Raw genomic sequence first — 26,702 nt, forward strand, 5'->3', positions numbered from 1 at the left:
CCCCGGGCGGCAGCATCCGCCCCGTCAGGGCAGTCCCGTGACCGATACGCCGAGCCACTCGGCGAGCTCCGCGATCTCGGCCCGCACCATCTCGGATTCCTCGGGCTCGAACGGCAGGAACTCGTGCAGGGCGTTCACCTTGAGCACCTCGTGATCGCGGTCGACCTCGGCGTCGAGCATTCCCACGAACCTGTCGCCCATCAGGATCGGATGCGCGAAGTAGCCGTAACGACGCTGTGCCTTCGGCTTGAACTGCTCGAGCACGTAGGTGAACTCGAAGAGCTCCTCGAGACGCTTGCGGTCGAACAGCAGGCTGTCGTACGGGTTGAGGAACGCGACACGACCGCCCGAGTCCTCCTCGTCGAGGGCGGCGAGCGCCTCGGGGTCGACGCGGTACTTCGTGGTGCTGCCCTCGACCACCGCGGGTTCGCCGGTGTCTTTCGCCACACCGCTCCAGTACCAGTGCGGCTTCGTGATGCCGGCGGACTGCAGGCGCCGTGCCGCGAGGAGCGCGGCGGCTTCGTCGTCGTCGTACTCGGGCAGATCCTGCGGATACACGCGGTCCGCGAGATCCCACCGTCGGTGCCGGCCTTCGCGACCGGTGACCGCGACCTCACCCTGGCGCAGCAGGAAGTCCAGCATGTGGGGCACCTGGTTCGACCCCGACCAGCCGTCGGGGGCGCGGCTCACCTGCGCGGTGTCGGGGATCTCGCTCGCGAGCAGCGGCCCTTCGGCGCGCAGCCGTGCGAGCACGTCGGCGCGGAAGCCGGCGTTCGCCTCGAGCCACTGACGGCTGCTCTCGCGCTGCGGCCACCGCCGCATGGCCGGGAGCATCAGCGGCAGCAGGCTCATCGGCCGGAAGGTGCCGTCGAACTCGAAGAGGAGCCGGTCGTCCTCGACGACCTTGCGCAGCTGGCCCGGCTCGTACGACCAGCCGATCCGCGACCACAGCACGGTGTGCTCGCACGGCGCGATGGTCGCCGTCGGGTCGATCTTGATGTAGCCGAGCTGCTCGGCGACCTCGACGACGTCGCCGGGGCGGTCGGCGTCGAGCAGCTGCGCCCGCACCACGATGCGGCGGGCCTGATCCCGCGTGAGCCGATGCGCGGTCACGCGATGCTCCTTTCGATGACGCGAGCGGATGCTGCGGCCCCGTCCTCGTCCGCATACTCGGCGCGCACGCGCTCGGCCGCGGCGCGAATCCCGTCGTCGGCCAGCAGTCGGCGCACGGCGTCAGCAAGCGCGGGCGTGCCCGCCTGCTTCGGCGACAGCGCCAGGGCGTTGCCCTGCCGGACGCACTGATCGACGTTCCAGACCTGCTCGGGCTGCAGCCCCATGCCGACGAACGGGATGCCGGCGGCGCACGCCGTCTGCACCGTGCCTTGGCCGCCGTGGAGCACCGCCGCGTCGACCAGCCCGCCGAGCAGGTGCGCCGGCAGCAGCCCGGTCACGTGCACGTTCGGCGGCAGCACGTCACCCTCCCGCAGATAGTGCTGGACCGGTGCGACGACGTTCACGGGGAGCGTGCCGAGCTGCGACGCCGCGGCGAGCACCATCCCGCGGCTCGCCGACGATCCCAGTCCGAGGTAGACGAGCGGCTCGGAGCGCTCGGCGAGCTCCGCGACGATCGGCGGCATCGGCGTGTCGAGGTGCGCGAAGATCGGCCCGACGCGCTGGTAGGCGGCGGGAAGCGTGTAGCCCTCGAGCTCCCACGGCATCACGGTGAGCAGGTTGTGGTCGGCTTCGAGCAGCGACACCACCGTCGTGAGCGGCGGTACCCCGTTCGCCTTCGCGACCCGTCCGAAGGCGCGGGGCGCGAGCGGCAGCCGGTTGTAGGCGAGGCGCAGCAGGCTGGTGGCCACGCGGTCGAGCAGGTGGGCCGTTCGGCCGGTCCCCCGCACCATCCCCAGCCGCGCGGTCTGCTCGACCTGGGGACGCGTGAGGGCGAAGGGCACGGCGTAGAACAGCGGAACCTTCTCGGCCCGCGCCGAGATCATCGACGTCACGTTCGACCCGATCACCACGGCCGCGGCATCCGTCTCCCGGATCAGTGCGCGCTCGGCGTCGACCCGCCCCGCGACCAAGGCTTCGGTGAGCGGGCTGCGCAGGGTCTTGCCCTGATCGAACTTCATCAGCTGCTCGCGCTGGGCGACGCTCATCACCGGCTCGCCCGCGCGGTAGTCGAAGCCCGCGTCGGTGATGAGGTGCGCGAAGTCCGGCTCGTAGCCCAGGAACACGACCCGGTGCCTCGGATCGAGGGCACGTGCCACCTCGATCATGCGCGTCACCTCGGCGAGGTTGAACGTCACCGGGCAGAAGAGGACGGTCGCCATGCCGCCATCCTGGCAGGCGCGTCGCGGCAGGGGCCCCTCAGCGCTCCACGATGTCGCCGGCGTTGACGCCGATCCACGCCATCAGCGGCATCATGTGCGCCATCAGCTCGTCGCCGAGCGGAGTCAGCGCGTACTCGACGCGCGGCGGCACCTCGGGGTAGGACGTGCGGGCGACGAACCCATCCTTCTCGAGGGTGCGCAGCGTTGAGGCGAGCATCTTGTCGCTGATGCCCTCGACGGTGCGGCGCAGCTCTCCCCAGCGGATCGTGCCCTCGGTGAGCGCCATCAGCACCAGCACGCCCCACTTGCTCATCACATGGTCGAGGACGACCCGCGTCGGGCACGCCTCGTCGAAGACGCCGGGAAGATCTGCCCGGATTTCCGCAAAACTCACCACCACGTGGGTACCTTACCTCGAAGTGGGTACCCTCCGGGCGGAATGCGCAAGACCGGCGGCCGCGTTGACGTCGGATGAACGCGCCCCGCGCACCTTCGACCGAAAGGACCCCCATGACCATCCTCGTGACCGCCGCCGGCGGACAGCTCGGCCGCCTCGCCGTCGAGGCCCTCCTGGACCGCGGCGTCGCCGCAGGCGACATCGTCGCCGGCGCCCGCACGACGTCGAAGGTCGCCGACCTCGCCGAGCGCGGCATCCGTGTCGTCGCACTGGATTACACGGTTCCCGAGACCGTCGCCGCGGCGCTCGAGGGCGTCGACAGCGTGCTGCTCATCTCGGGCTCCGAGCCCGGCACGCGCTACGAGGGCCACAAGAACGTCATCGACGCGGCGAAGGCCGCCGGGGTCGCCAAGCTCGCGTACACGAGCATCGCGCATGCCGATTCCGTCGACCTGGTGCTCGCGCCCGACCACAAGGCGACCGAGGAGTACCTCGCCGAGAGCGGCGTCCCCGCCGTGCTGCTGCGCAACAACTGGTACATCGAGAACTACGCCGCGGACGTGCTCCGCGCCGCCGAGACCGGCGTGATCGCCGCCTCCGTCGGCGACGCGACCATCGCCCCGGCGAGCCGCGCCGACTTCGCCGCGGCCGCCGCCGTGGTGCTCACCGAGGACGGCCACCTCGGCCGCACGTACGAGCTGTCGGGCGACACCGCCGTGTCGTACGCCGACATCGCCGCGGCCGCCGCCGAGGTGCTCGGCCGCGAAGTCGCCTATGCGCCGCTCTCGCGCGAGCAGCTCGAGGCCGCGCTCACCGAGGCGGGCCTGGACGCCGGCACCGTCTGGTTCGTCGCCGAACTCGACGCCGGCATCGCGCGCGGCGCGCTCTCCGACGCCGACCCGACGCTCGCGCGCCTGATCGGCCGCCCCACGACGACCCTCGTCGACGGCCTCCGCGCTGCCGTGGAGACGATGCGCGTCAACGCCTGACCGCACGGACCGAGAAGGGGGTGGATGCTGCGGCCGCAGCATCCACCCCCTCCCGTGTGCGCCTTACTGCCGGGTCGCGCGGTCGATCGACATGACGAGGATCACGCGGTCCTCCTTGTCGCGCGGCGGCGTGGAGCTCGGGTTGCCGTAGCGGTTCTGCAGCCGCACGTAGAACGCGCCCTCGGGGTCGGGCACGACGTCGACGAGCGTGCCCGCGACCTCGAGGTACCGGAACGGCGAGTCGGGGTCGAGGATCGACAGCGACATCGACGGGTTGTGCTGCAGGTTGCGGTACTTCTGCCGGTAGTTCGTGTGCGTGAACCGGACGTGCTCGCCGTCGAACTCGAACCACATCGGGTTGACCTGCACGGTGTCGTTGGGCCGGATGGTCCCGAGGTGCGCGTACACCGGAAGGTCGAGCAGGTGGCGGCGGTCAGCGGGCACGATGTCGTCGACGTGAGGCATGGCACCAGTCTGCCGTGGCTGCGGATGCCGAGGGCCGCCGCGCGTCATACGCGCACGCCGAGGTCGATGCGGTCCCACTCCCCGATGTCGCGCAGCAGCTGCCGGTCGTGCGTCGACACGACCACCGCGGCCGCGGTCGCGTCGAGCGCCGCGGTGAGCTCGTCGACGAGGGTGAACGACAGGTGGTTCGTCGGCTCGTCGAGCAGCAGCACGTGCGGACGCACCGCGAGTGCGAGCGCGAGGTCCAGCCGGCGGACCTGGCCCATCGACAGCTCGCCGACGCGCTTGCCGGTCTCGCGCGACGTGAGCAGCCCCAGCGCGCCGAGCCCGCCGGCCGCCGTGGCCGCGAGCCCGCCCGACGCGATGGCCTTGCCCAGCCATTCGTCGTAGAGCTCCGACGCGCGCCGGTCGGGATCGAGCGCCGACTCCTGACGGAGGAACGACAGACGGATGCTGCCACCCCGCCGCACCTCGCCGGCCTGGGCATCCGGCGCCGGGGTCGCGCCGGCGAGCACGCCCAGCAGCGTCGACTTGCCCGTGCCGTTGGGGCCCGTCACCACGACCCGCGCACCGCTGTGGAGTGCGAGCGAGACAGGCTGCAGCATCCGTCCGTCCACATACACGTCGTCGGCGACCAGCAGCGGCGCGCCGCCGCGCGACGGCAGCGCCGGGAAGGCGAACCGCATCGGCGGGGGCGGCACGGTCACCGCGTGCGCCTCGAGCGCCTCGCGGCGCCGGTGCACCGTCTGCGTGATTCCGGCGGCACGGGTGGCGCGACCGTGCTTGGCCGACCCCTTCTCGGGCCGCCAGCCGGTGACGAGCCGGTTCTGGGCGGCGCTGAGGTCGTCGCTGAGGCGCGCCCGCTCGGCCTGCTCGCGCTCGTACAGCTGCTGCCAGCGCTCACGCTCGGCCGCACGCCCGTCACGATAGGCGTCGAAGCCTCCGTACACGCGCGGGCGGTCGTCGGGAGTGGGGTCGAGGTCGACGAACGTGTCGGCGACGTCGGCGAGCAGTGCACGATCGTGACTGACGACGACCACGGCCCCGGCGCGGGCGCGCAGCTGCGCCGCGAGGAAGTCGAGGCTCTGCCGGTCGAGGTGGTTGGTCGGCTCGTCGAGCAGCAGGAAGTCGTCGTCTGCGCCGAGCAGGCACGCGAGACGCACGCGGTAGCGCTGCCCCACCGAGAGCTCGGCGAGCGGCCTCGTGCGATCGGTCTCGGCACCGAGCGCCTCGAGCGCGACCTCCACGCGCCGCTCGGCGTCCCACGCGTCGAGCGCGACCGCGCGGTCGAGCGCCTCGGCGTAGGCATCGGCCGCGGCGCCCGTCGGGTCGTCGGCGCCGAGGGCGATGGATGCTGCATCCAGCGCCTCGAGCGCGGCACGGGCGTCGGCGATGGCCTCGGCCACGGCGTCGCCGACCGTGCGCCGGTCCTCCGCCGGCATCTCCTGCTCGGCGAGCGCGAGGGTGCCCACGCGGGCGACCTCCCCCTCGTCGGGCAGCAGGGTGCCTGCCAGCAGGTGAAGGAGGGTCGACTTGCCGCGGCCGTTCTCGCCGACGATCGCGATGCGGGAGCCGGCGGTGACCACGAGGTCGACGTCGTTCAGGATCCGGTGGCCCGCGCGCGAGAACGAGACGCGAGCGGCGGTGAGCTGCGCGCGATCGCGCGCAGGGGTCTGCGTGAGGGAGGGCATGGTGTTCCACTTCCGAGGCCGAGGCCTCTGCGGCGCACGCGACGGCCGGAGGCGCGCATGCGCAGTGATCTGACGGAAGGTCCGCGAAGGGACCGGATGCTGCGGGCACGCGTCGCTCGGATGACTCGACGAGCGACGTGCGGGCGTGGCCGCGCCGTCGGATCAGAGGAAGATGTAGAAATGCACGGGTCGAGACTAGCCCAACTCGCTCGGCACCGGCCACCACGAACTACCCTCGGATCATGGCGACGCAGCCCGCACCCGGGTGGTACGACGACGGATCCGGCAAGCAGCGCTGGTGGGACGGCACGCACTGGACCGACCAGTACATCGATCTGCGCGAGCGCGACACCGAGCTCCGGACGGACGCCGGACCCGTCGGGTCCGGCCCCGCGCAGGCCGGCTGGTACGACGATCAGCGTGGCCGCACCCGCTGGTGGGACGGCCGGCGCTGGACGCACGACGTGCGGTACAGCGGCCAGGAGCAGGACTTCGCCGGCATCGTCATCGACGGCCGGTGGATCCACTTCGGCGACCTCAGCCAGCAGGTGAGCGAAGTGGCGGCATCCGCCGACTCCGGCGACGCGCTGCTGCGGCGGCCGGACTTCACCAAGGCGGCCACGGAGCGGCGCATGTTCGGTCCCGCCGGCGCCATCACGCCGCGCAACATCAACCGGTCGATCAACCGGGACGCGCCGCACCTGGTCGTCGCGGGGTCGCAGGTGTGGGTGGCGCCGTTCTCCGTCGCGCGCGATGCCGAGGCCCGCCGGTTCGTCACATGGGTGAACAGCAGCGCGGACCACTACCGCTACCGCTGAGCGCCGCCGTCGTCAGTCCGGCACGTCGAGCGGGATCTCGCGCTCTTCATCCCACGGCTCTGCCCAGCCGAGCCGGTCGAAGAGCGCGTCGAGCACCATGCCGGTGAAGCCCCACACCAGATGCTCGCCGGTCGCATGCCGCACGAGGAATCCAGGGCCGCGCCACTCCTCGCCACCCCGGCGGATCACCGTGACCCCGCGGTTCGCGGGGTTCAGCAGATCGGCGACGGGCATGCGGAAGACCTCGGCCGACTCGGCCACGTCGACCACGCGGACGGGTGACGGCTGCCGCCACCACCCCAGCACCGGCGTCACGACGTGGCGCGAGAAGGCGAGGGGGATGCGCAGGAGCTCTCCCAGCACCTCGACACCGGAAGGGTCGAGCCCGGTCTCTTCCCGTGCCTCGCGCAGCGCCGCGGCCACGGGTCCGTCGTCGCCCGGATCGATGCGGCCACCGGGGAACGCGATCTGGCCGGGGTGCGCGCGCAGGGTCGTCGCCCGGGCGAGCAGGAGCACGTCGAGGTCGCGCGAGACCGCCTGCGCCTGGGCGTCGTGGTCGCTCGGCAGGGTGTCGAGCACGCCGAAGAGCATGAGCACCGCCGCCGCGCGCGGATCGGCCGGTGACGGCAGATCCAGCAGCGGGCCGGCTCCGGTCCCGGACGCCTCGGCGAGCGCGGCGAGCTGGGCACGCGCACCGAGGGCATGACCCGGACGCGCCTCGCCGGTCTGCGGAGTCGTCGGCTGCGGCATCCGTTCAGGCTACGCCGCGTCGCCGACATGCGGCCCCGCCGGCGCAGAACGACGGTTGACCGCCGCTTCACGGTGACGCTATGGTCGGCCCGTGGCGCTCCGCGCCGCCGGGCGCACCGCGTCCCGTGTGCCTGCGCTGCTGGGGAGCCGCATGATCACCATCGACGGCCTTCGCGCCCTGCACGTGTTCTCCGCGGTGCCCGACGAGGCGCTCGCGTACCTGGCGGGCGCCGTCGAGGACATCCGCCTCGTCCCCGGCGAGTACTTCGCGCACGAAGGCGACGCGCGGGCGCTGTTCGTCGTCGTGGAGGGGCTCGCCGAGATCACCAAGGTCGTGAACGGCGAGGAGCGCGTCATCGGCACCCGCCGGCCGGGCCAGTTCTTCGGCGAGGTGCCGATGACGCTCAGCACGCCGTTCCCCGCGAGCGGCCGTGCCGGCGAGCCGACGCGCGTGCTCAAGCTCGAACCCGCCGTCTACTACTCGCTCGCCGCCGCGGCGCCGTCGGTGCCCGACCGGGTCGCCGGGCTCGCGCGACGCTATCTGGACTCGCTGCAGACGATGGCCGCCGAGCAGCACGAGTACGAGGTGCGGCTCATCCATCCGCGGCGCAGCGCCCGCGCGCACCGCGTGATCGGGTTCCTCACGCGCAACCAGGTCGACTTCGAGCGGGTGGAGACGGATGCAGCGCCCGACGCTGCGCAGCACCCCGTGCTGGAGCTGGCCGATGGGACGCGGTTCGAGAACCCCACGATGCGGCAGATCGCCGAGGCGGTGGGGCTCGACGTGGTGCCCGCCGCGGGTCGCTACGACGTCGTGATCCTCGGCGCCGGACCGGCCGGGCTCACCGCCGCCGTCAATGCGGCGGCAGAGGGGCTCGGGACGCTGGTCGTCGAGACCTTCGCGCCGGGCGGCCAGGCGGGCACCTCCACGAGGATCGAGAACTACACCGGCTTCCCCTTCGGCATCTCGGGCGACGACCTGGCGAGACGGGCCTTCACACAGGCCAAGCGCCTGGGCGCCGAGATCGTCGTGACACGCACGGTCGAGGCGCTCGACCCGGCGACGCGCGAGCTGACGCTCGACGGCGGCGACGTCGTGCGCGCCGAGGTGGTCATCCTCGCGACGGGTGTGGTCTGGCGCACCCTCCCGGTCGACGGGGTCGACCGGTTCCTCGGCAGCGGGATCTACTACGGCGCCGCCCGCAGCGACTCGGCGGTCGCCCAGGGCGCCGACGTGTGCATCATCGGCGCCGGCAACTCGGCAGGGCAGGCGGCGCTGTTCTTCAGCCGCCACGCCCGATCGGTGACGATGCTCGTGCGCGGCGAATCGCTCGAGGCGAGCATGTCGCGCTACCTCATCGACCAGATCGCGGCGATCCCGGCCATCCGCGTCGAGACGCGCAGCGAGGTCGTCGCGGTGCACGGCGGCGACTCGCTGAGCGCAGCCGACATCGCCGACCGGCGCACGGGCGCGGTGGAGCGCCGCGACGTCGACGTGCTCTTCGTCATGATCGGCGCCGACGCCGAGACCGGTTGGCTTCCTGCGGAGGTCGCCCGCGACGCGCGCGGATTCGTGCTCACCGGTGCCGATGCCGCCGAGTCGGGCTCGTGGCCCGAGCCGCGGCGGCCGTTCGCCCTCGAGACGACGGTGCCGGGGGTCTTCGCGATCGGCGACGTGCGATCGGGCTCCGTGAAGCGCGTGGTCGCCGGCGTCGGCGAGGGCGGCGCGGCGATCGCGTTCACGCACCAGTTCCTCGCGCTCGCCGACGGCGCGGGCTCCTGACCCCGCACCCGACTCAGCCGCGGAAGTAGGTCTCCGCGACGCGGGCGAGGTCCCAGAGGTCGCTCACGCCGGCGAGCTCGCGCGCCGAGTGCATGGAGAGGATCGGGATGCCGACGTCGACCGTGCGGATGCCGAGCCGGGTCGCCGTGATCGGGCCGATCGTCGAGCCGCAGGGCACCGCGTTGTTCGAGACGAACTCCTGGCTCGTGACGCCGGCCTCGGCGCACCAGCCGTTCCAGGCGGCCGCACCCGCGGCATCCGTCGCGTACCGCTGGTTGGCGTTGATCTTGAGGATCGGGCCCGAGCCGAGCACCGGCTGCACGACGGGGTCGTGCTTGTCGGCGTAGTTGGGATGCACCGAGTGGCCCACGTCGCTCGAGACACACCACGACGCCGCGAGCGCGCGCAGCTGCTGCTCGCGGTCGGCGCCGAGCGAGAGCCAGAGCCGCTCGAGGACGTCCGACAGGAAGGGGCCGGCCGCACCCGAGCGGGTACCCGATCCGACCTCCTCGTGGTCGAAGACCGCGAGCATCGCGATGTGATCGGCGTCGTGGCCGTCGGCCGCACGCTCGAGCGCGACGACACCGGCGTGCACCGACGCGAGGTCGTCGAGGCGGCCCGAGGCGAAGAACACGTCGTCGCGCCCGAAGGTCGCCCCGCGCGCGGAATCGGCGGTGACGATGTCGTAGCCCCGGATGCGCGCCGCGTCGATGCCCGCCTCGCGCGCGAGCTCGCCGAGGATGTCGGCCGACTCGGCCTCGCCGAGGCCCCACACCGGCTGCGTCTGGGACTGCTTGTCGAGGGCGAGGTGGTCGTTGACCTCGCGGTCGAGGTGGATGGCGAGCTGCGGCAGCCGCAGCAGCGGACCCGTCGCCGCCAGCACGCTCGTGCCGTCGTCGAGCACGAGTCGACCCGCGAGTCTCAACTCGCGGTCGAGCCACGAGTTGAGCAGCGGGCCGCCGTAGATCTCGACACCCGCCTGCAGCCAGCCGAGCTTGCCCGTCGTCGGCTTCGGCTTGAGCTTGAACCCCGGAGAGTCGCTGTGCGCGCCGAAGATGCGCACGCCCGTCGACGCCGTCGCGGCCGGCGGCACGACCCACGCGATCGCTGCGCCGTCCCGCACCACCACGTACTTGCCGCCGGCCGGCGCCGGCCACCCCGCCGCTTCGTCGAGGCGCACGAACCCGGCGCCCTCGAGACGGTTCGCGACCTCGGCGGCGGCGTGGAAGCTCGACGGCGACGCCGCCACGAACGCGGCGAGATCGTCGGCGTGCGCGAGGGATGCGGAGCGGGAGGGGGTGGTGGACGAGGGCACGGGTGGGGCCTCCTGGATGACGGTCGACGGGTGCTTCGATCGTAGTTCGGAGGACCTTCCCAGGCGCCCGCCGGGAGCCGGATCCGAGCCCTTGATCTGGCCTTTTCGAAGTTTCCGCTCACATGTAACGTTCAGGTAACGCACCGGAAGCGTCCAGAAAGGCCCGGGAGACTCGGGGACTTGTGCCCGCCCGAACGGTCACGACGCGCCGCCCGATGGCGCATTTCGCTGATACGGAACCCGGTCTTTTATGCGCTCCCACATGTCGATTCCGCCCGCCCGCCGCACGCTTCGCCGCGCCGAACGCCGCCTCCGCCGCCGCCCTGTGCTGGTCGCCGCGACGCTCGCCGTGGGCGTGCTGGCCACCGCCGCGTTCAGCTCGGCGACTCCCGCATCGCAGGCCGAGGCATCCGGTTCCCTGACGAATTTCGCGCTCGCGTCGTACTCGACGGCGTCCGCCGGCACAGAGGCCGCGGCCACCCCGAGCGCGCTCGAGAAGACGGTCGCCGACGCGACCGCCGCGGTGACTGCGGCGTCGACCGTGTCGAGCGACATCGCCGCGTCGGGTCTCGACGTCGGCACGCCCGACACGACCGTCGACACCACCGAGCTCGAGGGCGCCGTCGCCCAGCTGCAGCGCGCGCAGACGCTGCCGGCCGAGTACACGACGTCGTACACGGATGCCGTGACCACCCTCACCGCGTCGGTCAGCGAGCAGGCTGTCGGCCTGCGCGGCAAGCTCGACGCCGCCATCGCCCTCAAGGCGCAGCGCGAGGCCGAAGAGAAGGCCCGCCAGGAGGCGGAGGCAGCCGCTGCCGCGAAGGCGGCCGAAGAGGCCGCTGCCGCCGCCGCGAAGAAGTCGTCGGCTCCGCGTTCGTCCGGCGCAAGCGCACCCGTCTACGCCACCGGCGGTGCCGTGGGCGGCACCAGCCCGGCCGACGCGCAGGCGACCGCCCGCGCGATGCTCGGGAACTACGGCTGGGGCGACGACCAGTTCGGCTGCCTCGTGTCGCTGTGGAACAAGGAGTCGGGCTGGAACTACCAGGCGTACAACCGCGGCAGCGGTGCCTACGGCATTCCGCAGGCCCTGCCCGGCAGCAAGATGGGCAGCGCCGGTGCCGACTGGCAGACCAACCCCGCGACGCAGATCGCCTGGGGCCTCGGCTACATCTCGGGCCGCTACGGCAACCCGTGCGGCGCGTGGAGCCACTCGCAGTCCACCGGCTGGTACTGAGCCGGCTCTGTTCGGCTCCGGCCGGTCGACCCATCGCGGTCGACCGGCCGGAGCCGTTTCAGCGGAGGAAGTCGGTCGGGTCGAACTGCTCGATCGGGATGACACGCACGCGAGGCAGCTGCGCGTCGAAGGCCTCGACGTCGTACTCGAGGTCGAAGAACTCGACACCGGGGATGCCGGCGAACTCGGTGCTGCGGAACTCGTGGAAGGCGACCACTCCCACGCGGCGTCCGTCGCCTGCGAGGCGGGCGAGGTCGTCGGCGAAGTCCCGGTCGTGGCTGACGAGGGCGACGTCGTCGTCGCGATCGGCGAGGGCGCGCAGGGTGCGCTGGATCGCGATGTCGACGATCTTCTCGTCGGCGGGTCCCGACAGGGGAACGGGCTGATAGCCCAGCGCCAGGAGCGCCTGCACGAACGGCATCGGCAGGTGCGCGCTGGCGTTGAGGAAGAAGAGGCCCTTTGCGGGGCGGCCCCACCGCTCGGTGATGAACGTCAGGAGGCGGTCCCACCGCGGACGCTCGTCGGGCTGCGGACGGCGTCCCAGGATCGACCCGCCGAGGGTCGCGTCGATGTTCTCCCCGTCCACCAGGACCCAGCTGCTGCGCTCCACGCGTCTTCCCCTCCGTCGGACTCGCTCCGACGGTAGCAGGGCGCAGGTGCTCAGGCCGTGCGGAGGATCTTCTCCATCGACCTGCCGCGGGCGAGCTCATCGACGAGCTTGTCGAGGTAGCGGATCTTCTGCATCAGCGGATCCTCGATCTGCTCCACGCGCATGCCGCAGATGACACCCGTGATGAGCGAGGCGTTCGGGTTGAGGTCGGCGTCGGCGAAGAAGTCCTCGAACGTCGTGTGCTCGTCGAGGTGCTGCTTCAGCGCGGCGTCGTCGAAGCCGGTGAGCCACTCGATGATCTCGTCGAGCTCCTCGCTGGTGCGCCCCTTGCGCTCGACCTTCGTCACGTAGAGCGGGTAGACCGCGGCGAAGCTCGTCGAGAAGATCCGGTGCATGGCGACAGGCTAATACCGGACGGATGCCTCGGCACCCGGCATCGGCCGGCCACTCCGATGAAGATGGTCCCGGTGGGTTGCCCTCCCACCGGGACCATCACGCGTCGCGGGAGACGGTACGGCGACCCGAACGCCGAAGCTCGACCGCTACGCGCTGAACTGCGTGTGTTGCTCTGTCAGATTAGGCCGGGATCAGCGGATCCGTCAGCCCGTTGACAGGGCATGCACCGAGCTGATACTCGCAGTCTCATCGCCGCTCATTCCGCGCCGACGGCCACCACGACCTTGCCGAGTGCGCGGCCCTCGCCATGCCACGCCAGCGCCTCGGGCACCTGGTCGAGCCCGAACACGCGGTCGATGTGCACCCGCACCTCCCCCGCCGCGCAGCGGTCCGCGACCGGCACGAACGCCGAGGGCCCCTGCCGCACGAACAGCACGCCGAGACGCTTGCCGGTGACGGCTCCGAGCAGTGCGCCGGCCGTCAGCATCCGGATCAGCGCCCGTCCCGTGCCGCCGACCATCACGCACCGGCCGCCCGCGGCGAGCGCGCGTGCGTAGGCGAACACCGAACGCCGGGCGACGAGGTCCACGATCAGGTCGAACGGACCGTGTCGCGTGAAGTCGTCGCGGCGGTAGTCGATCACGTCGTCCGCGCCGAGCTCGCGGAGGAAGTCGAGCTTGCCGGCATTGTCGACCGCCGTCACGTGCACGCCCTTCGCGACCGCCAGCTGGATCGCGAGGCTCCCCGAGCCGCCGCCGGCGCCGTTGAGCAGCATCCGCGTTCCCGGCTCCGCCAGGGCGACGGCGTGCGTCGCGATCGCCGCCGCTTGCGGAAGAGCGGATGCCTCGGCGAACGACAATTGCGCCGGCTTCGGGGCGAGGGCCGACACGGGGGCGGCGACGAACTCGGCGAAGCCGCCGTAGCGGGGCATGACGTCGCCGAACACCTCGTCGCCGATCGCGAAGCGGGTCGCGCCGTCGCCCACTGCCACGACGCGACCGGCGATGTCGGAGCCGAGGATCGTGCGACGCGGCCGCCACAGCCCGCCGAGCCGGGCGTAGGCCGGGCTGCCGGTGAGACCCTCCCAGTCCGAGAGGTTGACGGACGTGGCGACGACCTCGACGAGCACCTCGCCCGCCCGGGGCACCGGACGCGGCACGTCGCGCAGCTCCAGCCGCTCGGGCGATCCGTACCGTTCGTAGACGACCGCGCGCATGCCTTACATCGTCCCGGTCGCCGCCGGTCTCGCGCAACGAGCGGCTCGCACAACGAGCGGCTCGCAGCGAGGCGACTCGGCGACGCCCCGCTCACCCGCCGGAGGCCGGCGGCAGCAGCGGCTGCAGCGCCCGGCCGAGCACGTCGGCCATGTCGGCGCTGATGGCGGCGGTGAGGTGGTGCGAGTCGCGGTACACCAGTGTGTTGCCGATGATCGGCGGGCACGCGTCCGCGTCGCACAGGTACTCGTTGAGATCGACGAGCGGGATGCGGCGCTTCGACGCGGCCGTCGCCTCGCCCTCGCGCGCGGGGCCCGCGAGCGCGACCGAACGCGGCTGCGCGCAGGCGACGGCATCGGAGAGGTGCGCCGACAGGCATGGTGCGGGATCCTCCCGCATGTCGGGGGTGTCCGCCATCATCGCGACGGGCGCGTCGATCGCATCGAGCGTGCGGCCGAATGCCGCCGCCCACGTCTTCGCGTCGTCGTCGACCCCGGCGGCGAGCTCCGGGTCGGTGAAGGTCGCCATGAGCACCAGCACGGGCGGCGAGGCGTTGATGCGGTCGATGACGGCATCACGCCATTCGGCGCACTGCGGGTACGGCGCGCCGCGGCGCAGCGAGTCGATGTCGGCCGCCGGGCACGAGCTCTTCGTGTGCACCTCGACCGAGTACCCCGCGGCCGTCGCGAAGCCCTCGAGCGCGGGGAACCACTGCGCCGCGTGCGAATCGCCGAAGAGCACGATGCGGGGAGCCGCGGGATCGCCGTACAGACAGCCCTGGGGATCGGTCGCCGCGATCCCCAGCATGCAGCCGTCGTCGTAGACCGCGGGAAGGCTGTCGCGCGCGTCCTCGAGGGCGGGCGCGAGGTTGTCGGGCACGAACTCGGTGCCCCGCGGGGCATCGGCGATGACGGTGGTCGACGCCGCGCGCTCCGCGTGCAGGGACCGGGTGTCGGCCACCGCGTACGCGGCGCTGGCGAGGCCGAGGCACGCGACCGACCCGGCGAGCGCGCCCGCCAGCGTGACGCGCGCCCGCCGCTTCGTGAGCAGGGGCGCGCGGCGCACCGGATCCTCGACGAACCGGTACAGCAGCCACGCCGCCGGCACGCACGCGAGCGCGATGGCGAGGGTCGTCCACAGGGGCAGCTCCCCCGGGAGCGCCGTCCCCGGCAGCACCAGCGCGGGCCAGTGCACCAGATACAGCGAGTACGAGATCGTCCCGATGAACACCATGCCCCGGGCTGACAGCATCCGTGTCGGCCCTCGTCGCGTCTCGCCCGCCGCGATCACGGCAGCCGTGCCGAGCACCGGAAGCGCCGCCGCCGCCCCCGGGAAGAGCGTCTCGGACGAGAAGAAGAGGACGGATGCTGCGACCACCGCGATTCCCGCCCACCCGACGGGCGCCGCCCAGCGCTCCCCCACGATCCCGGGTCTGTGCTGCAGCAGCACAGCCACGAGACCGCCCACGCCGAGCTCCCACGCGCGCGACGGCAGGGAGAAGAACGCCCACGGCTGCGCGGCGAACGTGAGCCACACGCACAGCGCGAAGGATGCCCCGATGACGGCGACGAGCACCACGATGAGCGCACGGCGCGAGCGCACCAGCACCCACACGAGAGCGAGCAGCGCCGGCCACAGGAGGTAGAACTGCTCCTCGACCCCCAGCGACCAGTAGTGCTGGAACAGGGACGGATTCGACGACTCAGCCAGGTAGTCCGAGTTCGCGGAGGCGAAGAAGTAGTTCGGCACGTACAGCGCCGTGGCGACCGCCGCCGCCCAGAGATCCTTCATCAGGAGCGGCGGGTACCAGATGAGCGCGGCGGCCACCGAAAGCGCGAGCACGACGAACGAGGCCGGCAGGATGCGGCGGGCACGGCGGGCGTAGAACTCGCCGAATCTCAGCGTGCCGTGGCGCTCGAGGCGGCCCAGGAGGTGCGACGTGATGAGGAAGCCCGAGATGACGAAGAAGACGTCGACGCCCACGTAGCCGCCGGGCAGGAACGGCAGGCCCGCGTGATAGAGCACGACCGCACCGACTGCGATCGCGCGCAGTCCCTGGATGTCGGCGCGGAACCCCGACGGGTCGGGCTGGGCGCGGGCTCGATCCACCACTCGACCGACCCTAAGTCGGCGGGGTGAACGGCGGACACCCCCTTGACGCCTCGGCGCGCACCCGCCACGATGCGGCCGCGGACGCGCCGTCGACTACGACACGCGTCCGTCGCCGGGGCGCGCCACCCGCAGCCAGCGGAAGCCGTAACCGGGGATCTCGAGCTCGACGCGGCCCTTCTCGTCGAGCTCGATGCGGTCCGAGCCCAGCAGGTCCACCAGGCACGTGCCTTCAGGCTCGTCCCGCAGCGCGAACCGCGTCGTCGCCGGCACCTCGTCGAAGTTGTGGATCGCGACCATCCGCCCGACGTCGGCGCGGAGCGAGTGCACGAGGATCGCCGCCACGGGCTGCTCGAGCACCTCGAACGTGCCCCAGCCGAGCTCGGGCGAGATGCGATACCGCGACGCGAGGTCGCGGAAGAAGTGCAGCAGCGAGCCGCGGTCGGTGATCTGTGCGGCGGCGTTGACGTGCTCGGGCGCGTAGCCGTCGCCCGGCGGGCGCGCGATCAACCGGGACGGCGGAGCCGACGAGAACCCTCCGCTGCGGTCGCCCGTCCACTGCATGGGCGTGCGCACCGCGCTGCGTCCCGGGATGTCGGCGTTCTCGCCCATCCCGATCTCCTCGCCATAGAACAGCACAGGGGTGCCCGGCAGGGTGAACAGCAGGCTGTACGCCATGCGGATGCGCCGCGGGTCGCCGAGCATCGGCGGCAGCCGTCGCGTGATGCCCCGGCCGTAGACGCGCTGGCTCTCGTCGGGCGCGAACGCGGCGAACACCTCCTCGCGCTCCGCGTCCGACAGCTTGTCGAGCGTCAGCTCGTCGTGGTTGCGCAGGAAGTTCGCCCACTGCACGTCGTCGGGCAGGATGGGGCGCGACGTGACCGCCTCGACGAGCGGTGCGGGGTTCCTGCGCGCGAGCGACAGGTAGAACGCCTGCATGCCGATGAAGTCGAACTGCATCGACAGCTCGTTCACGTCCGAACCGCCGAAGTACCGCACCTGCTGGTCGTACGGCAGGTTCACCTCGCCGAGCAGGATCGCCTCGCTCGAGCGGCGCTGCAGAAAACGCCGGAAGTCGCGCAGCAGCTCGTGCGGATCGGAGATCTGCGCACCCTGCGGCATCTCGAGGAAGAACGGCACCGCGTCGACGCGGAAGCCCGCGACGCCGAGCTGCAGCCAGTAGCCGATCACCCTCGCGAGTTCCTCCCGCACCGCGGGGTTCGCGATGTTGAGGTCGGGCTGGTGCTCGTAGAAGCTGTGCTGGTACCACTGCCCCGACGCCTCGTCCTCGGTCCAGATCCCCTTCGCGTCGCCCGGGAACACGGTGTTCTTCTGTCCCTTCGGCGGCGGATCGTCGCGCCACACGTAGTAGTCGCGATAGGGCGAGTGGATGCTCCGCTTCGCCTTGAGGAACCACGGATGCCGGTCGGACGTGTGGTTCACGACCAGGTCGACGATCACGCGCATGCCACGGTCGTTCGCCGTACGGATCACCTCCACGAACTCGCCGTGGTTGCCGAGCCGCGGATCGACGCCGTAGAAGTCGGTGATGTCGTACCCGTCGTCGCGGTCGGGCGTCGGGTAGAACGGCATCAGCCACAGGCAGGTCACGCCCAGCTGCGCGAGATAGTCGATGCGCTGCGCGAGACCCTGCATGTCGCCCGTACCATCCCCGTCGGAGTCCATGTACGTCTCGACGTCGAGGCAGTAAATGATGGCGCTCTTCCACCACAGGTCGCTCGTGTCGGTGATCTTCAACGTGCCTCCTCGGGACGGGGACGGATGCCGGCTGCCGCGGCCGTATGACGGCGCTCCGGCGCCACTCCGCCATACTCACGAGCGGCCGCACAACCCCGCGAGCCCCTTGAGATCGGCCGCCTGGTCGGGTACGCGGGTAGAGTCGAAGCGCCGCGCGGGTCGCGGCATCCATCCCCCTTCCTCCCCCTGCGGGCGCACCGGCGCGCGCGAAAAACGAGGAGCACCCGTGTCGACCGCCACCGGAACCGCTGATCGCTACCGCATCGAGCCGACCGTGCTGCAGGCGCTGCGCCGACCTCGTCTCCTCACGCGCGAGGTGATCGCCGGGCTCGTCACGGCGCTCGCGCTGATCCCCGAGGCCATCGCGTTCTCGGTGGTCGCGGGCGTGGATCCGCGGGTGGGACTGTTCTCGTCGTTCGTGCTCGCGGTCGTCATCGCGTTCACCGGCGGGCGTCCGGCGATGATCACCGCCGCCGCGGGCGCGGTGGCGCTCGTCATCGCGCCCGTCGCGCGCGAGTACGGGGCGGACTACCTCATCGTCACGATCGCCCTCGCGGGCGTGCTGCAGGTGCTGATGGCGGTGCTCGGCGTCGCCCGGCTCCTGCGGTTCATCCCGCGCAGCGTCATGGTCGGCTTCGTCAACTCCCTCGCGATCCTCATCTTCCTGTCGCAGCTGCCGCAGCTCGTCGACGTGCCGTGGGCGGTGTACGTGCTCGTCGCCGTCGGGCTCGGCATCCTGCTGGTGTGGCCGCGGATCACGCGCGCCGTCCCCGCACCGCTCATCGCGATCGTGGTGCTGACGGTGGTCGTGGTGACATTCGGCCTCTCGGCGGTGCCGAACGTCGCCGACCAGGGCGAACTCCCCCGCAGCCTTCCCGAGCTCCTCATCCCGAACGTGCCCCTCACGTGGGAGACGCTCCAGATCGTCATGCCGTACGCGTTCGCCGCCGCGCTCGTGGGCCTGCTCGAGTCGCTGATGACCGCGAAGCTCGTCGACGACATCACCGACACCCACTCGCGCAAGACCCGCGAGGCATGGGGACTCGGCGTCGCCAACATCGCCTCGGCCTTCTTCGGCGGCACCGGCGGCTGCGCCATGATCGGCCAGACGATGATCAACGTGAAGACGTCGGGCGGCCGCACCCGCATCTCGACGTTCCTCGCCGGAGTGTGGGTGCTCGTGCTGGTCGTCGCCCTGGGCGACATCGTGGGGCTCATCCCGATGGCGGCGCTCGTCGCCGTGATGATCGTGGTGTCGTTCATGACGTTCGACTGGCACAGCATCCGTCCGTCGACGCTCAAGCGCATGCCGGTCAGCGAGACGCTCGTGATGCTCGTGACGGTCGTCGCCACGGTCTGGACCCACAACCTCGCCATCGGCGTGATCCTCGGGGTGCTCGCCGCGATGGTGCTGTTCGCGCGCCGCGTCGCGCACTTCACCACCGTGACGCGCGAGGTCAAGGGCGACACCGCCCGCTACCGCGTGGACGGCGAGCTCTTCTTCGCCTCGAGCAACGACCTCACCACGCAGTTCGAGTACGCCGCCGACCCGCCGCACGTCGTGATCGACCTCTCGCGCACCCACGTCTGGGACGCCTCGACCGTGGCCGCCCTCGACGCCATCGTCACGAAGTACGAGGCCCGCGGCACGACGGTGGAGCTGCACGGGATGACGGATGCGGCGGCCCGCTTCCACGGCCGCCTCAGTGGCGAGCTCGGCTCCGCCTGAACCCTCAGAACTCACGGCTCGCTCCCAGGTTCGCGGGACCAAAACCCGCGAGCCATCCGTTCTTCCTCTATGACGCCGCAGCCAGCCGCGTCGAACTGGAGGAATCGTGAGCAACGAGTACCGCAAGACCCCCGAGGCGCTGAGCCGCCTCACCGACAACCAGTACCGCGTGACCCAGGAGGACGGCACCGAGCCCGCCTTCCGCAACGCGTACTGGAACAACCACGAGCCGGGCATCTACGTCGACGTCGTCTCGGGCCAGCCGCTCTTCTCGTCGACCGACAAGTACGACAGCGGAACCGGATGGCCGAGCTTCACCAAGCCCATCGAGAGCGACGCCGTGTCGACCAAGAAGGACTGGAAGCTCCTGCTGCCGCGCACCGAGGTGCGCTCGTCGGGCGCCGACAGCCACCTGGGTCACGTCTTCCCCGACGGCCCCCGGCAGGACGGCGGCCTGAGATACTGCATGAACTCCGCCGCACTGCGCTTCGTGCCCGCTTCGTCCCTCGAGGACGAGGGCTACGGAGCCTACCGACACCTCTTCACCACCGAGAACCAGGAGCACGCATCATGACCAGCGGTCCCTTCGACACCGGCGAGATCACCCGCACCCCCGGCACCGAGACGGCAGTCCTCGCCGGCGGCTGTTTCTGGGGCATGGAGGACCTCATCCGCCGCCAGCCCGGCGTGCTCGACACCCGTGTCGGCTACACCGGTGGCGAGAACGCCCACGCGACGTACCGCAAGCACCCCGGTCACGCCGAGGCGGTCGAGATCGTCTTCGACCCCGCCGAGACCACGTACCGCGACATCCTGGCGTTCTTCTTCCAGATCCACGACCCGTCCACCAAGGACCGCCAGGGCAACGACATCGGCTCGAGCTACCGCTCCGCGATCTTCCCGCTCTCCCCCGAGCAGGCCCAGGTCGCGCGCGACACCATCGCCGACGTCGATGCGTCGGGCCTCTGGCCGGGCAAGGCCGTCACCACGATCGAGCCCGAGGGCCCGTTCTGGGAGGCCGAGCCCGAGCACCAGGACTACCTGATCACGTATCCCAACGGGTACACCTGCCACTTCCCGCGAGCGGGCTGGGTGCTCCCCAAGCGCGCCGACGCGACGGCGTAAGACAGACGAGAAACGGATGCCGCGACCCGGCCGGGTCGCGGCATCCGTTCGTCCGCCGGGGTATCACCCCCGGCGTGCGCCCCCTCCTCTCAGCATGCGGCGCACCCCGCGCCGCGAGGCGAAGGGAGGGCGATCGTGGCTGATGCGACGCTGCCGACGCCCGGGACCGTCGGTATCAAGGCCCCCGAGCGCAGGTCGTGGCTCACCGTCGAGATCGCACGGATGCGCGATGCGGCGCGCGGACGCGCGGCGGCACGCAAGCGAGCGACCTCGCGGAAGAAGCCGATCGGGCTCCTCCACGTGGACGACGCGCAATTCCAGAAGGCGGCCTTGCTCGTCGCCTCCACCGCTCCGCAGGAGTTCGGGAAGCTGGACGAGATCATCCTGCGCGGCCGTTTCGTCCTGCGCGGCGAAGACGTCGCGACGCTCGACGAACTCGTCCACGAAGCCGTGCGGATCGCCGCGATCGGGTTCGACTCCCCCGGCCCTCACGCCGCCGAGATGACGGCCCTGGACGGCCGCATCAGCTACGCGACGGACTTCCTCGAGCGCCGGGAGGGCGAGATCGCCCGCCGCCGCTACGCGCGAGGCCTGCTCGGCGGGGTCACGATGACCTTCTTCCTGCTCGTCGTCATCGGCGCGGGCGGTGCTGCCGTCATCACGCTGTGGCGACACGGACCGATGCCCGTCGACCAGAGCGAGGCTCTCCGCGACGTGCTGGTGGCCGTCGGCGCGGGCGCCGCGGGCGCGTGTGTCAGCGTCATGCTGCGCATGCACCGCATGCACAACCTCACCATCGAGTCGGCCGCACGGGGCGCGGCGATCTACCGCATCTTCCTCGGCTGGTTCTTCGCCGCGGCCGTCGTGTTCTTCCTGAAGAGCGGCCTGCTGTCGGGCATCTTCACCGTTCCCGACGATCACGTCGCGAGCTGGTTCTTCTGGGGCGCCGTCGGCTTCCTGGCGGGGTTCAACGAGCGCTGGGCGACGAACCTCATCTCGCGCGGTCCGGGCAGCACGGCGGACGCCGCGCACGGCCACACGGCACAGGGCAGCACACCGGACGCGCAGAAGCCGCCGGCCACGTGAGCGTCAGCCCGCGGGCTCGACCGGCTGGCGCAGGATCGTGCGGAGCTTCTCGGGGGCGGTGCGGCGAGGGTCGGCGAGGTAGATCTCGTGGTGCCGCCCGCGCATCCGCAGGCCTGCCTCGGGGATGAACTGCTCGTGCATCTCAGCGAGCACGGGCGCCTCGTCATCGTACGACCCGACGTGGAGCGTCTGCACGGATCGCCCCTCTGCCAGCTCCTCGAGGCGGAGTCGGCCGAGCGCGGGTGACGCGCCCTTCACGCCTGCGGTCTCCCGCGCACGCTCGAAGTGCCCGCCGTCGAGCCACTCCGGGACCAGGCTCATCATCGTCCAGCTCCAGCGCGACTTGTCACGCTGGGACGTGAAGCTCGTCATGTCGTCCGCCCACCAGAGCCCTTCCAGCGGCATGACGACGTAGTCGCGGCCGAGCTCGGCCTTGCTCAGGAACTTGAGCTTGTACGCCACCCCGAACACCGCGGCCACGGCGTCGCCGTACTCCTGCGACGTGTTCGGGTCGCCGTGACCGTCGACCATGAGGTAGCGCATCGGCGGAACGTCGACGATCTCGAACGACCCCCGCGGCGCCGTGTAGGCCGCGATCGACTTCTTCAGGTCGACCTTGGTCACGAGGCGCCGTCGGTCTGGGACTGACCGCCGCTCGACGACTCCGACTTGCGCGAGCCCGCCTCGAGCACGTCGCCGGCGGGAAGCTCCTGGTGGCCGCCGAACTGCAGCCGCATCGCCGAGAGCACCTGGTTGGCGAAGTGGTCCTCGCCGCGCGACGCGAACCGCTCGAACAGGGATGCCGCGAGCACCGGCGCCGGAACGCCCGTGTCGACCGCTGCCTTGACCGTCCAACGCCCCTCGCCCGAGTCCGAGACGCGCCCCGCGAGCCCGTCGAGTGTGGGATTGCCCTGGAGTGCGGCCGCGGTCAGGTCGAGCAGCCATGACGAGATCACCGACCCGCGACGCCACAGCTCCGCGACCTTCGGGGTGTCGATCGTGAACTGGTAGAACTCGGGCTCCTCGAGCGGGGCGACCTCGGCAGAGTGCTCGGCCTCCTGGACCCCGGCATCCGCGTGCTCGAGGATGTTGAGGCCCTCGGCGAGTGCCGCCATCACGCCGTACTCGATGCCGTTGTGCACCATCTTCACGAAGTGGCCCGCACCGGACGGGCCGCAGTGCAGGTACCCGAGCTCCTCCGGGGCGAAGTCGCCGTCGCGTCCGGGCGTGCGCCCGACCTCGCCGCTGCCCGGGGCGATCGTCCGCAGGATCGGCTCGATGAGCGCGAACGCCTCGTCCGGCCCGCCGACCATCAGGCAGTACCCGCGCTCGAGGCCGAAGACGCCGCCGCTCGTGCCGACATCGACGTAGTGGATGCCGCTGTCCTGCAGCGCGGCCGCGCGCCTCACGTCGTCGCGGTAGTTCGAGTTCCCGCCGTCGATGATGACGTCGCCGGGCTCGAGCAGCGCGGCGACCTCGTCGACGACCTTGCCGGTCAGCCCGGCGGGGATCATGAGCCACACCGCCCGCGGCGCCTCGAGCTTCGACACGAGATCGGCGAGGCCGTCGGACCCGACGGCGCCCTCGCCCGCGAGCGCGGACACCGCGTCCGGGCTCACGTCGTACACGACGCACTCGTGCCCGTCGCGCATGAGGCGCCGCACGATGTTGCCGCCCATCCGGCCGAGACCCACCATTCCCAGTTGCATCGCCGCTCCTCCGCTCGTGTGTGGGTGAGCACCCCGCGGGCGCCCGTGCTGGCAGTCTAGAGAGCCGTGCTCACGCGTTGATGATCGTGCTGAACGCCAGCACGATGATGAGCGCATTGAGGAAGAAGCTCGTGGTCGTGTGCCAGACGACGGTCCACCGCATCCGCGTCGTCACCACCTGCACGTCCGACACCGAGAAGTTGGTCGCGTTCGTGAACGAGAAGTACACGAAGTCAGCCAGCCTCGGGCTCTCCGTGCCGGGGAAGATCAGCGGCGGCGTGTCGGAGGTCCGGTATCTGCGGTCGTAGATGCGCGAGAAGCCCCAGTGGAACAGCGCCCATGACAGCAGCATCGCGACCACGCCCACCGGCTCGACCCAGCTCGCCCAGTCGGGGTCGTTGCGGAGGGCGAGGAGCTCGGTCGCCGCGATGAGACCGACGATGCTGGCGAGGAAGGTCGCCGTCACGCTGATCGCCGCGACCACCGGGTGCGCGTCGAAGCGTCCGATCCATCGCGGAGCGGCGGTCCGCGAGCGCCTGACGCTCGTGCCGACCGCGATCACGGACGCGAGCCAGTAGAGGCCGCCGAGCGTGCACCACGCGATGAGCGCGTCGAAGGTGACGGATTCGTCGTCCGAGACGAACATGCGCAGGCCGAGCCAGATCAGCCCCAGCTGCACCAGCAGGTCCGCGACCCGCACGATCACCGCCCAGACCACACGCACCCCCGAGGACGAGTTCCTGCGTGCCACCGTAGCGGGTGACCGCCCGCCGGGCAGGACGCGCAGCACCCCTATGCTCCGATCATGCGGATCGTCGTCTCAGGCACCCACGCGAGCGGGAAGAGCACCCTCATCGGCGATTTCTCGGCGATGCACCCCGAGTTCGAGGTCCTGCCCGACCCGTACGAGCTCATCGACGGGGCGGGCGACGAGCCCGACGCCGGGCTCTTCCTCGCCCAGCTCGGGATCTCGGCCCGCCGGCTCCTCGAGGTCGAGCGGGGCGCCCGCGTCGTCGCCGAGCGAGGGCCGCTCGACTTCCTGGCCTACCTCGCCGCTCTCGACGCGCTGGGCCGGCCGTCCCGCGGCGGCCGCAGCATCCGTGCCCTCGAACTGACCGTCGCGGCGATGGCGCACGTCGATCTGCTCGTCGTGCTCCCGCTCAGCCGGGACATCCACGCGCCGGACGACGAGGACCCGGAGCTGCGCGAGGCCATGGACGACGCGCTGCTCGAGCTCACGGAAGACCCCGACCTCGTCGGCGGCGCCCGGGTGCTCGAAGTGAGCGGCGAGCCGGCGCACCGCCTCGCGCAGGTCGAGGCAGCGATCGCGGACCTCGGCGGCTCCTGAGGCGCGGGACGCAGCATCCGTCCGCCGACGTCCCGACGGAAGACGCGTCGTCAGTCGTGCGGGCCGCGCCGGCCGGAGAACCCCGCGAACAGGGCGTACAGCAGCGGCACGAGCGAGCCGATCATCAGCACGGTGCCGATCGTCAGGTCTTCGGCGCGCAGCACCGACCCGCTGATCAGCAGACCTGCGAACAGCACGGCCGCCACGACCCGCCGGATCAGGCGCTCGAGACGGCGCAGCCACCGGTCGAGCTTGGGCACGTCGGCGACGAGGCGTCCGTCCTCGATGCGCGTGACCATGTCGTCGAGGCGGCGCGGCAGCCGTGCCATGACGCCGGCGGTGGAGGCCGCCTCCTGCGCGAACGCCTTCGCGGCGTTGCCGCGCTCGTCGCGCAGCAGGCGCGCGGCGTACGGCTCGACGGCGTCCCACACGTTGAACGAGGGGTCGAGCGAGCTGCACATGCCGCTCGTGAGCGAGACCGCGCGGATGATCAGCAGGAAGTTCTCGGGCAGCTGGAACGGCAGCGACCGCATCACGTCGCCGAACTCCTTGGCGAACTGGCGGAACTCGCGAGGGTCGACCTCTTGCAGCTCCGCGAACCCCATGCCGCCGAAGCGCGCGAACAGCGCGGTCATCGCGCGCTCGAGCTCGACGGTGTCGGCCGACGGCAGGAGCACGCCGACGGCACGGATGCTCTCGATCATCTGCGCGCTGTTGCGCGATGCGACGGCGATCATCAGCCGCTGCAGGTTGTGACGCAGGTTGTCGGGGACCTCGCCCATCATGCCGAAGTCGATGAAAGTGAGGGTCCACGGGTGCCGGGTGTCGCCGGCGGCGCGCGTGACCGGGGTCACGAAGATGTTGCCGGGATGAGGATCGGCGTGGAAGAAGCCGCGCAGGAACAGCTGGTCGAACATCACATTCGCGAACTCGACGGCGACCTCGGCGGGGTCGATGCCCGCGGCCCGCAATCCCTCGACGTCGTTGATCTTGATGGCGGTGACGTCGGCGAGCGTCAGCACGCGCCGCGTCGTGCGCTCCCACGCGGTCTCGGGGACCGTCACGCGAGGGTCGCCGGCGAAGTCCGCGGCGAACCGCTCCGCGCTCTGCGCCTCGTGCAGGTAGTCGATCTCCTGACGGCTGGTGTGCGCGAACTCCTCCACCAGGGCGGGCAGGTCGACATGATCGCGCACGATCCGCACGCGAGTGAGCCAGCCGGCCACGCGGCGCAGTGCCGCCAGGTCGACGTCGACGATCTCCTCGATCCCCGGCCGCTGCACCTTGACGACGACGTCGGCGAACCCGGTCTGCGCCGCGTCGGCCGCGGTGAGCCGTGCGCGGTGCGCTTGACCGAGGGATGCTGCGGCCACGGGTGTCTCGTCGACCCACTCGAACGCGCGGCCGAGGGGGACGCCCAGCTCGGCCTCGGCGAGCGCGCGTATCGCGCGGAAGGCGACGGGCGGGACCTCGTCCTGAAGGCCCTCGAGCTCTTTCGTGATCTCGGGCGGGAGAACGTCGAGCCGCGACGAGAGGAACTGGCCGACCTTGATCATGAGCCCGCCGTACTGCACGGCGAGCACGTGGAACCGGCGGGCGATGTTCTGAAGGCGCTTGGTGCGCCCGCGTGCGGCGAGCCGGCCGAAGCCGAACCGCGGCAGCACCAGCTCGAACCACCAGGCCTGCACGATGTAGCGGCCGGCGAAGCGCAGGATCCGGCGGTAGCGGGCGCGCGGGTTCCCGACGTCGGCCATCGAAGCTCCTCGGACGGTGCTGTTCAGCGGTTAGGGGTGCCGGCGATCCCGGTCGCCCGGGATCGTGCGCCCCGCCGAACCCGCGGACTCGG

25 protein-coding genes are annotated in these 26,702 nt (G+C 71.5%); 9 read left to right on the plus strand and 16 right to left on the minus strand.

Translation table 11 applies throughout. The features are described 5' to 3' along the window. Window positions 1-24: 24 nt before the first annotated feature. From ACFC1I_RS09640 to ACFC1I_RS09650, 3 genes are read right to left on the minus strand one after another with little or no spacing between them, the layout of a single operon-like run. A complete protein-coding gene (locus ACFC1I_RS09640; protein WP_376008382.1) occupies window positions 25-1,113 on the minus strand; it encodes a DNA glycosylase AlkZ-like family protein in 1,089 nt (362 codons plus the stop codon). Further along, window positions 1,110-2,333, minus strand: coding sequence for a glycosyltransferase (locus ACFC1I_RS09645; RefSeq protein ID WP_376008384.1), 1,224 nt, complete (start codon window positions 2,331-2,333; stop codon window positions 1,110-1,112). The genes ACFC1I_RS09640 and ACFC1I_RS09645 overlap by 4 nt, the downstream gene beginning before the upstream one ends. Before the next feature lie 37 nt (window positions 2,334-2,370). After that, complete coding sequence (locus ACFC1I_RS09650) at window positions 2,371-2,733, minus strand: winged helix-turn-helix transcriptional regulator (protein WP_376008386.1); 363 nt, start codon at window positions 2,731-2,733, stop codon at window positions 2,371-2,373. A gap of 110 nt (window positions 2,734-2,843) precedes the next feature. Here ACFC1I_RS09650 and ACFC1I_RS09655 point away from each other — a divergent pair, with 110 nt between their 5' ends. Next, entirely contained in the window at window positions 2,844-3,719 is an 876-nt protein-coding gene (locus ACFC1I_RS09655) for an SDR family oxidoreductase (RefSeq protein ID WP_376008388.1), read from the plus strand. 63 nt (window positions 3,720-3,782) lie between these two features. Here ACFC1I_RS09655 and ACFC1I_RS09660 read toward each other — a convergent pair whose 3' ends face one another. Both ACFC1I_RS09660 and ACFC1I_RS09665 read right to left on the minus strand, forming a co-directional pair. Further along, window positions 3,783-4,184 carry a PPOX class F420-dependent oxidoreductase gene (locus ACFC1I_RS09660; RefSeq protein WP_376008390.1) on the minus strand — a complete coding sequence of 134 codons (402 nt, stop codon included), beginning with the start codon at window positions 4,182-4,184 and terminating at the stop codon, window positions 3,783-3,785. Window positions 4,185-4,228: 44 nt separating this feature from the next. Continuing rightward, window positions 4,229-5,875 carry an ATP-binding cassette domain-containing protein gene (locus ACFC1I_RS09665; RefSeq protein WP_376008392.1) on the minus strand — a complete coding sequence of 549 codons (1,647 nt, stop codon included), beginning with the start codon at window positions 5,873-5,875 and terminating at the stop codon, window positions 4,229-4,231. 242 nt (window positions 5,876-6,117) lie between these two features. On the opposite strand from ACFC1I_RS09665, the gene ACFC1I_RS09670 reads away from it, so the two are divergent. Next, complete coding sequence (locus tag ACFC1I_RS09670) at window positions 6,118-6,693, plus strand: DUF2510 domain-containing protein (protein WP_376008394.1); 576 nt, start codon at window positions 6,118-6,120, stop codon at window positions 6,691-6,693. Between the two features lie 12 nt (window positions 6,694-6,705). Here ACFC1I_RS09670 and ACFC1I_RS09675 read toward each other — a convergent pair whose 3' ends face one another. After that, complete coding sequence (locus ACFC1I_RS09675) at window positions 6,706-7,443, minus strand: NUDIX hydrolase (RefSeq protein ID WP_376008396.1); 738 nt, start codon at window positions 7,441-7,443, stop codon at window positions 6,706-6,708. Window positions 7,444-7,534: 91 nt separating this feature from the next. Here ACFC1I_RS09675 and ACFC1I_RS09680 point away from each other — a divergent pair, with 91 nt between their 5' ends. Then, window positions 7,535-9,226, plus strand: coding sequence for an FAD-dependent oxidoreductase (locus ACFC1I_RS09680; protein WP_376008398.1), 1,692 nt, complete (start codon window positions 7,535-7,537; stop codon window positions 9,224-9,226). Between the two features lie 13 nt (window positions 9,227-9,239). Here the strand turns inward: ACFC1I_RS09680 and ACFC1I_RS09685 are convergent, their stop codons facing one another. Further along, entirely contained in the window at window positions 9,240-10,541 is a 1,302-nt protein-coding gene (locus ACFC1I_RS09685; protein ID WP_376008400.1) for a M18 family aminopeptidase, read from the minus strand. Between the two features lie 262 nt (window positions 10,542-10,803). Between ACFC1I_RS09685 and ACFC1I_RS09690 the strand changes: the two genes are divergently transcribed. Next, on the plus strand, window positions 10,804-11,775 hold the full coding sequence (locus tag ACFC1I_RS09690) for a lytic transglycosylase domain-containing protein (RefSeq protein WP_376008402.1): 972 nt from the start codon (window positions 10,804-10,806) through the stop codon (window positions 11,773-11,775). A gap of 58 nt (window positions 11,776-11,833) precedes the next feature. Here ACFC1I_RS09690 and ACFC1I_RS09695 read toward each other — a convergent pair whose 3' ends face one another. From ACFC1I_RS09695 to ACFC1I_RS09715, 5 genes are all read right to left on the minus strand, one after another. Continuing rightward, window positions 11,834-12,385, minus strand: coding sequence for an NYN domain-containing protein (locus ACFC1I_RS09695; protein WP_376008404.1), 552 nt, complete (start codon window positions 12,383-12,385; stop codon window positions 11,834-11,836). A gap of 50 nt (window positions 12,386-12,435) precedes the next feature. Continuing rightward, entirely contained in the window at window positions 12,436-12,780 is a 345-nt protein-coding gene (locus tag ACFC1I_RS09700) for a DUF2200 domain-containing protein (protein WP_376008406.1), read from the minus strand. Between the two features lie 257 nt (window positions 12,781-13,037). After that, the gene (locus tag ACFC1I_RS09705; RefSeq protein WP_376008408.1) at window positions 13,038-13,997 is read right to left on the minus strand and encodes an NAD(P)-dependent alcohol dehydrogenase; all 960 of its coding nucleotides are present in this window, start codon (window positions 13,995-13,997) and stop codon (window positions 13,038-13,040) included. A gap of 91 nt (window positions 13,998-14,088) precedes the next feature. Next, window positions 14,089-16,107 carry an acyltransferase family protein gene (locus ACFC1I_RS09710; protein WP_376008410.1) on the minus strand — a complete coding sequence of 673 codons (2,019 nt, stop codon included), beginning with the start codon at window positions 16,105-16,107 and terminating at the stop codon, window positions 14,089-14,091. A gap of 93 nt (window positions 16,108-16,200) precedes the next feature. Next, window positions 16,201-17,862, minus strand: a complete 1,662-nt coding sequence (locus ACFC1I_RS09715) for an alpha-amylase family protein (protein ID WP_376008412.1) — start codon at window positions 17,860-17,862, stop codon at window positions 16,201-16,203. 226 nt (window positions 17,863-18,088) lie between these two features. Between ACFC1I_RS09715 and ACFC1I_RS09720 the strand changes: the two genes are divergently transcribed. From ACFC1I_RS09720 to ACFC1I_RS09735, 4 genes are all read left to right on the plus strand, one after another. After that, a complete protein-coding gene (locus tag ACFC1I_RS09720; protein ID WP_376008414.1) occupies window positions 18,089-19,591 on the plus strand; it encodes a SulP family inorganic anion transporter in 1,503 nt (500 codons plus the stop codon). A 106-nt stretch (window positions 19,592-19,697) separates the two neighbouring features. After that, a complete protein-coding gene (gene msrB, locus ACFC1I_RS09725; RefSeq protein WP_376008416.1) occupies window positions 19,698-20,165 on the plus strand; it encodes a peptide-methionine (R)-S-oxide reductase MsrB in 468 nt (155 codons plus the stop codon). After that, window positions 20,162-20,716, plus strand: a complete 555-nt coding sequence (gene msrA / locus ACFC1I_RS09730; protein WP_376008418.1) for a peptide-methionine (S)-S-oxide reductase MsrA — start codon at window positions 20,162-20,164, stop codon at window positions 20,714-20,716. Before msrB ends, msrA begins: the two co-directional genes overlap by 4 nt. 135 nt (window positions 20,717-20,851) lie before the next feature. Continuing rightward, entirely contained in the window at window positions 20,852-21,802 is a 951-nt protein-coding gene (locus ACFC1I_RS09735; RefSeq protein WP_376008420.1) for a hypothetical protein, read from the plus strand. A gap of 3 nt (window positions 21,803-21,805) precedes the next feature. Here the strand turns inward: ACFC1I_RS09735 and ACFC1I_RS09740 are convergent, their stop codons facing one another. The 3 genes from ACFC1I_RS09740 to ACFC1I_RS09750 all read right to left on the minus strand — a co-directional run bounded on the left by ACFC1I_RS09740 (window position 21,806) and on the right by ACFC1I_RS09750 (window position 24,235). Next, window positions 21,806-22,426 (minus strand): GyrI-like domain-containing protein, encoded by a 621-nt coding sequence (locus ACFC1I_RS09740; protein ID WP_376008421.1) that lies wholly within the window; start codon window positions 22,424-22,426, stop codon window positions 21,806-21,808. After that, entirely contained in the window at window positions 22,423-23,511 is a 1,089-nt protein-coding gene (gnd, locus tag ACFC1I_RS09745) for a phosphogluconate dehydrogenase (NAD(+)-dependent, decarboxylating) (protein ID WP_376008422.1), read from the minus strand. Before gnd ends, ACFC1I_RS09740 begins: the two co-directional genes overlap by 4 nt. 70 nt (window positions 23,512-23,581) lie before the next feature. After that, complete coding sequence (locus tag ACFC1I_RS09750) at window positions 23,582-24,235, minus strand: DUF1345 domain-containing protein (RefSeq protein WP_376008423.1); 654 nt, start codon at window positions 24,233-24,235, stop codon at window positions 23,582-23,584. A gap of 81 nt (window positions 24,236-24,316) precedes the next feature. Here ACFC1I_RS09750 and ACFC1I_RS09755 point away from each other — a divergent pair, with 81 nt between their 5' ends. After that, a complete protein-coding gene (locus tag ACFC1I_RS09755; protein ID WP_376008425.1) occupies window positions 24,317-24,859 on the plus strand; it encodes a hypothetical protein in 543 nt (180 codons plus the stop codon). A gap of 50 nt (window positions 24,860-24,909) precedes the next feature. Here ACFC1I_RS09755 and ACFC1I_RS09760 read toward each other — a convergent pair whose 3' ends face one another. Then, the gene (locus ACFC1I_RS09760; RefSeq protein ID WP_376008427.1) at window positions 24,910-26,610 is read right to left on the minus strand and encodes an ABC1 kinase family protein; all 1,701 of its coding nucleotides are present in this window, start codon (window positions 26,608-26,610) and stop codon (window positions 24,910-24,912) included. Between the last annotated feature and the right edge of the window lie 92 nt (window positions 26,611-26,702).

This window comes from Microbacterium sp. NPDC056044 (genome assembly GCF_042267145.1).
Taxonomy (GTDB): Bacteria; Actinomycetota; Actinomycetes; order Actinomycetales; family Microbacteriaceae; genus Microbacterium.

Bases quoted from the DNA above. Each gene is read 5' to 3' on its own strand.
- ACFC1I_RS09645 (WP_376008384.1), bottom strand. From the start codon at position 2,333: ATGGCGACCGTCCTCTTCTGCCCGGTGACGTTCAACCTCGCCGAGGTG.
- ACFC1I_RS09690 (WP_376008402.1), top strand. From the start codon at position 10,804: ATGTCGATTCCGCCCGCCCGCCGCACGCTTCGCCGCGCCGAACGCCGC.
- ACFC1I_RS09670 (WP_376008394.1), top strand. From the start codon at position 6,118: ATGGCGACGCAGCCCGCACCCGGGTGGTACGACGACGGATCCGGCAAG.
- ACFC1I_RS09655 (WP_376008388.1), top strand. From the start codon at position 2,844: ATGACCATCCTCGTGACCGCCGCCGGCGGACAGCTCGGCCGCCTCGCC.
- gnd (WP_376008422.1), bottom strand. From the start codon at position 23,511: ATGCAACTGGGAATGGTGGGTCTCGGCCGGATGGGCGGCAACATCGTG.
- ACFC1I_RS09660 (WP_376008390.1), bottom strand. From the start codon at position 4,184: ATGCCTCACGTCGACGACATCGTGCCCGCTGACCGCCGCCACCTGCTC.
- msrA (WP_376008418.1), top strand. From the start codon at position 20,162: ATGACCAGCGGTCCCTTCGACACCGGCGAGATCACCCGCACCCCCGGC.
- ACFC1I_RS09760 (WP_376008427.1), bottom strand. From the start codon at position 26,610: ATGGCCGACGTCGGGAACCCGCGCGCCCGCTACCGCCGGATCCTGCGC.
- ACFC1I_RS09705 (WP_376008408.1), bottom strand. From the start codon at position 13,997: ATGCGCGCGGTCGTCTACGAACGGTACGGATCGCCCGAGCGGCTGGAG.
- ACFC1I_RS09665 (WP_376008392.1), bottom strand. From the start codon at position 5,875: ATGCCCTCCCTCACGCAGACCCCTGCGCGCGATCGCGCGCAGCTCACC.
- ACFC1I_RS09755 (WP_376008425.1), top strand. From the start codon at position 24,317: ATGCGGATCGTCGTCTCAGGCACCCACGCGAGCGGGAAGAGCACCCTC.
- ACFC1I_RS09675 (WP_376008396.1), bottom strand. From the start codon at position 7,443: ATGCCGCAGCCGACGACTCCGCAGACCGGCGAGGCGCGTCCGGGTCAT.
- ACFC1I_RS09700 (WP_376008406.1), bottom strand. From the start codon at position 12,780: ATGCACCGGATCTTCTCGACGAGCTTCGCCGCGGTCTACCCGCTCTAC.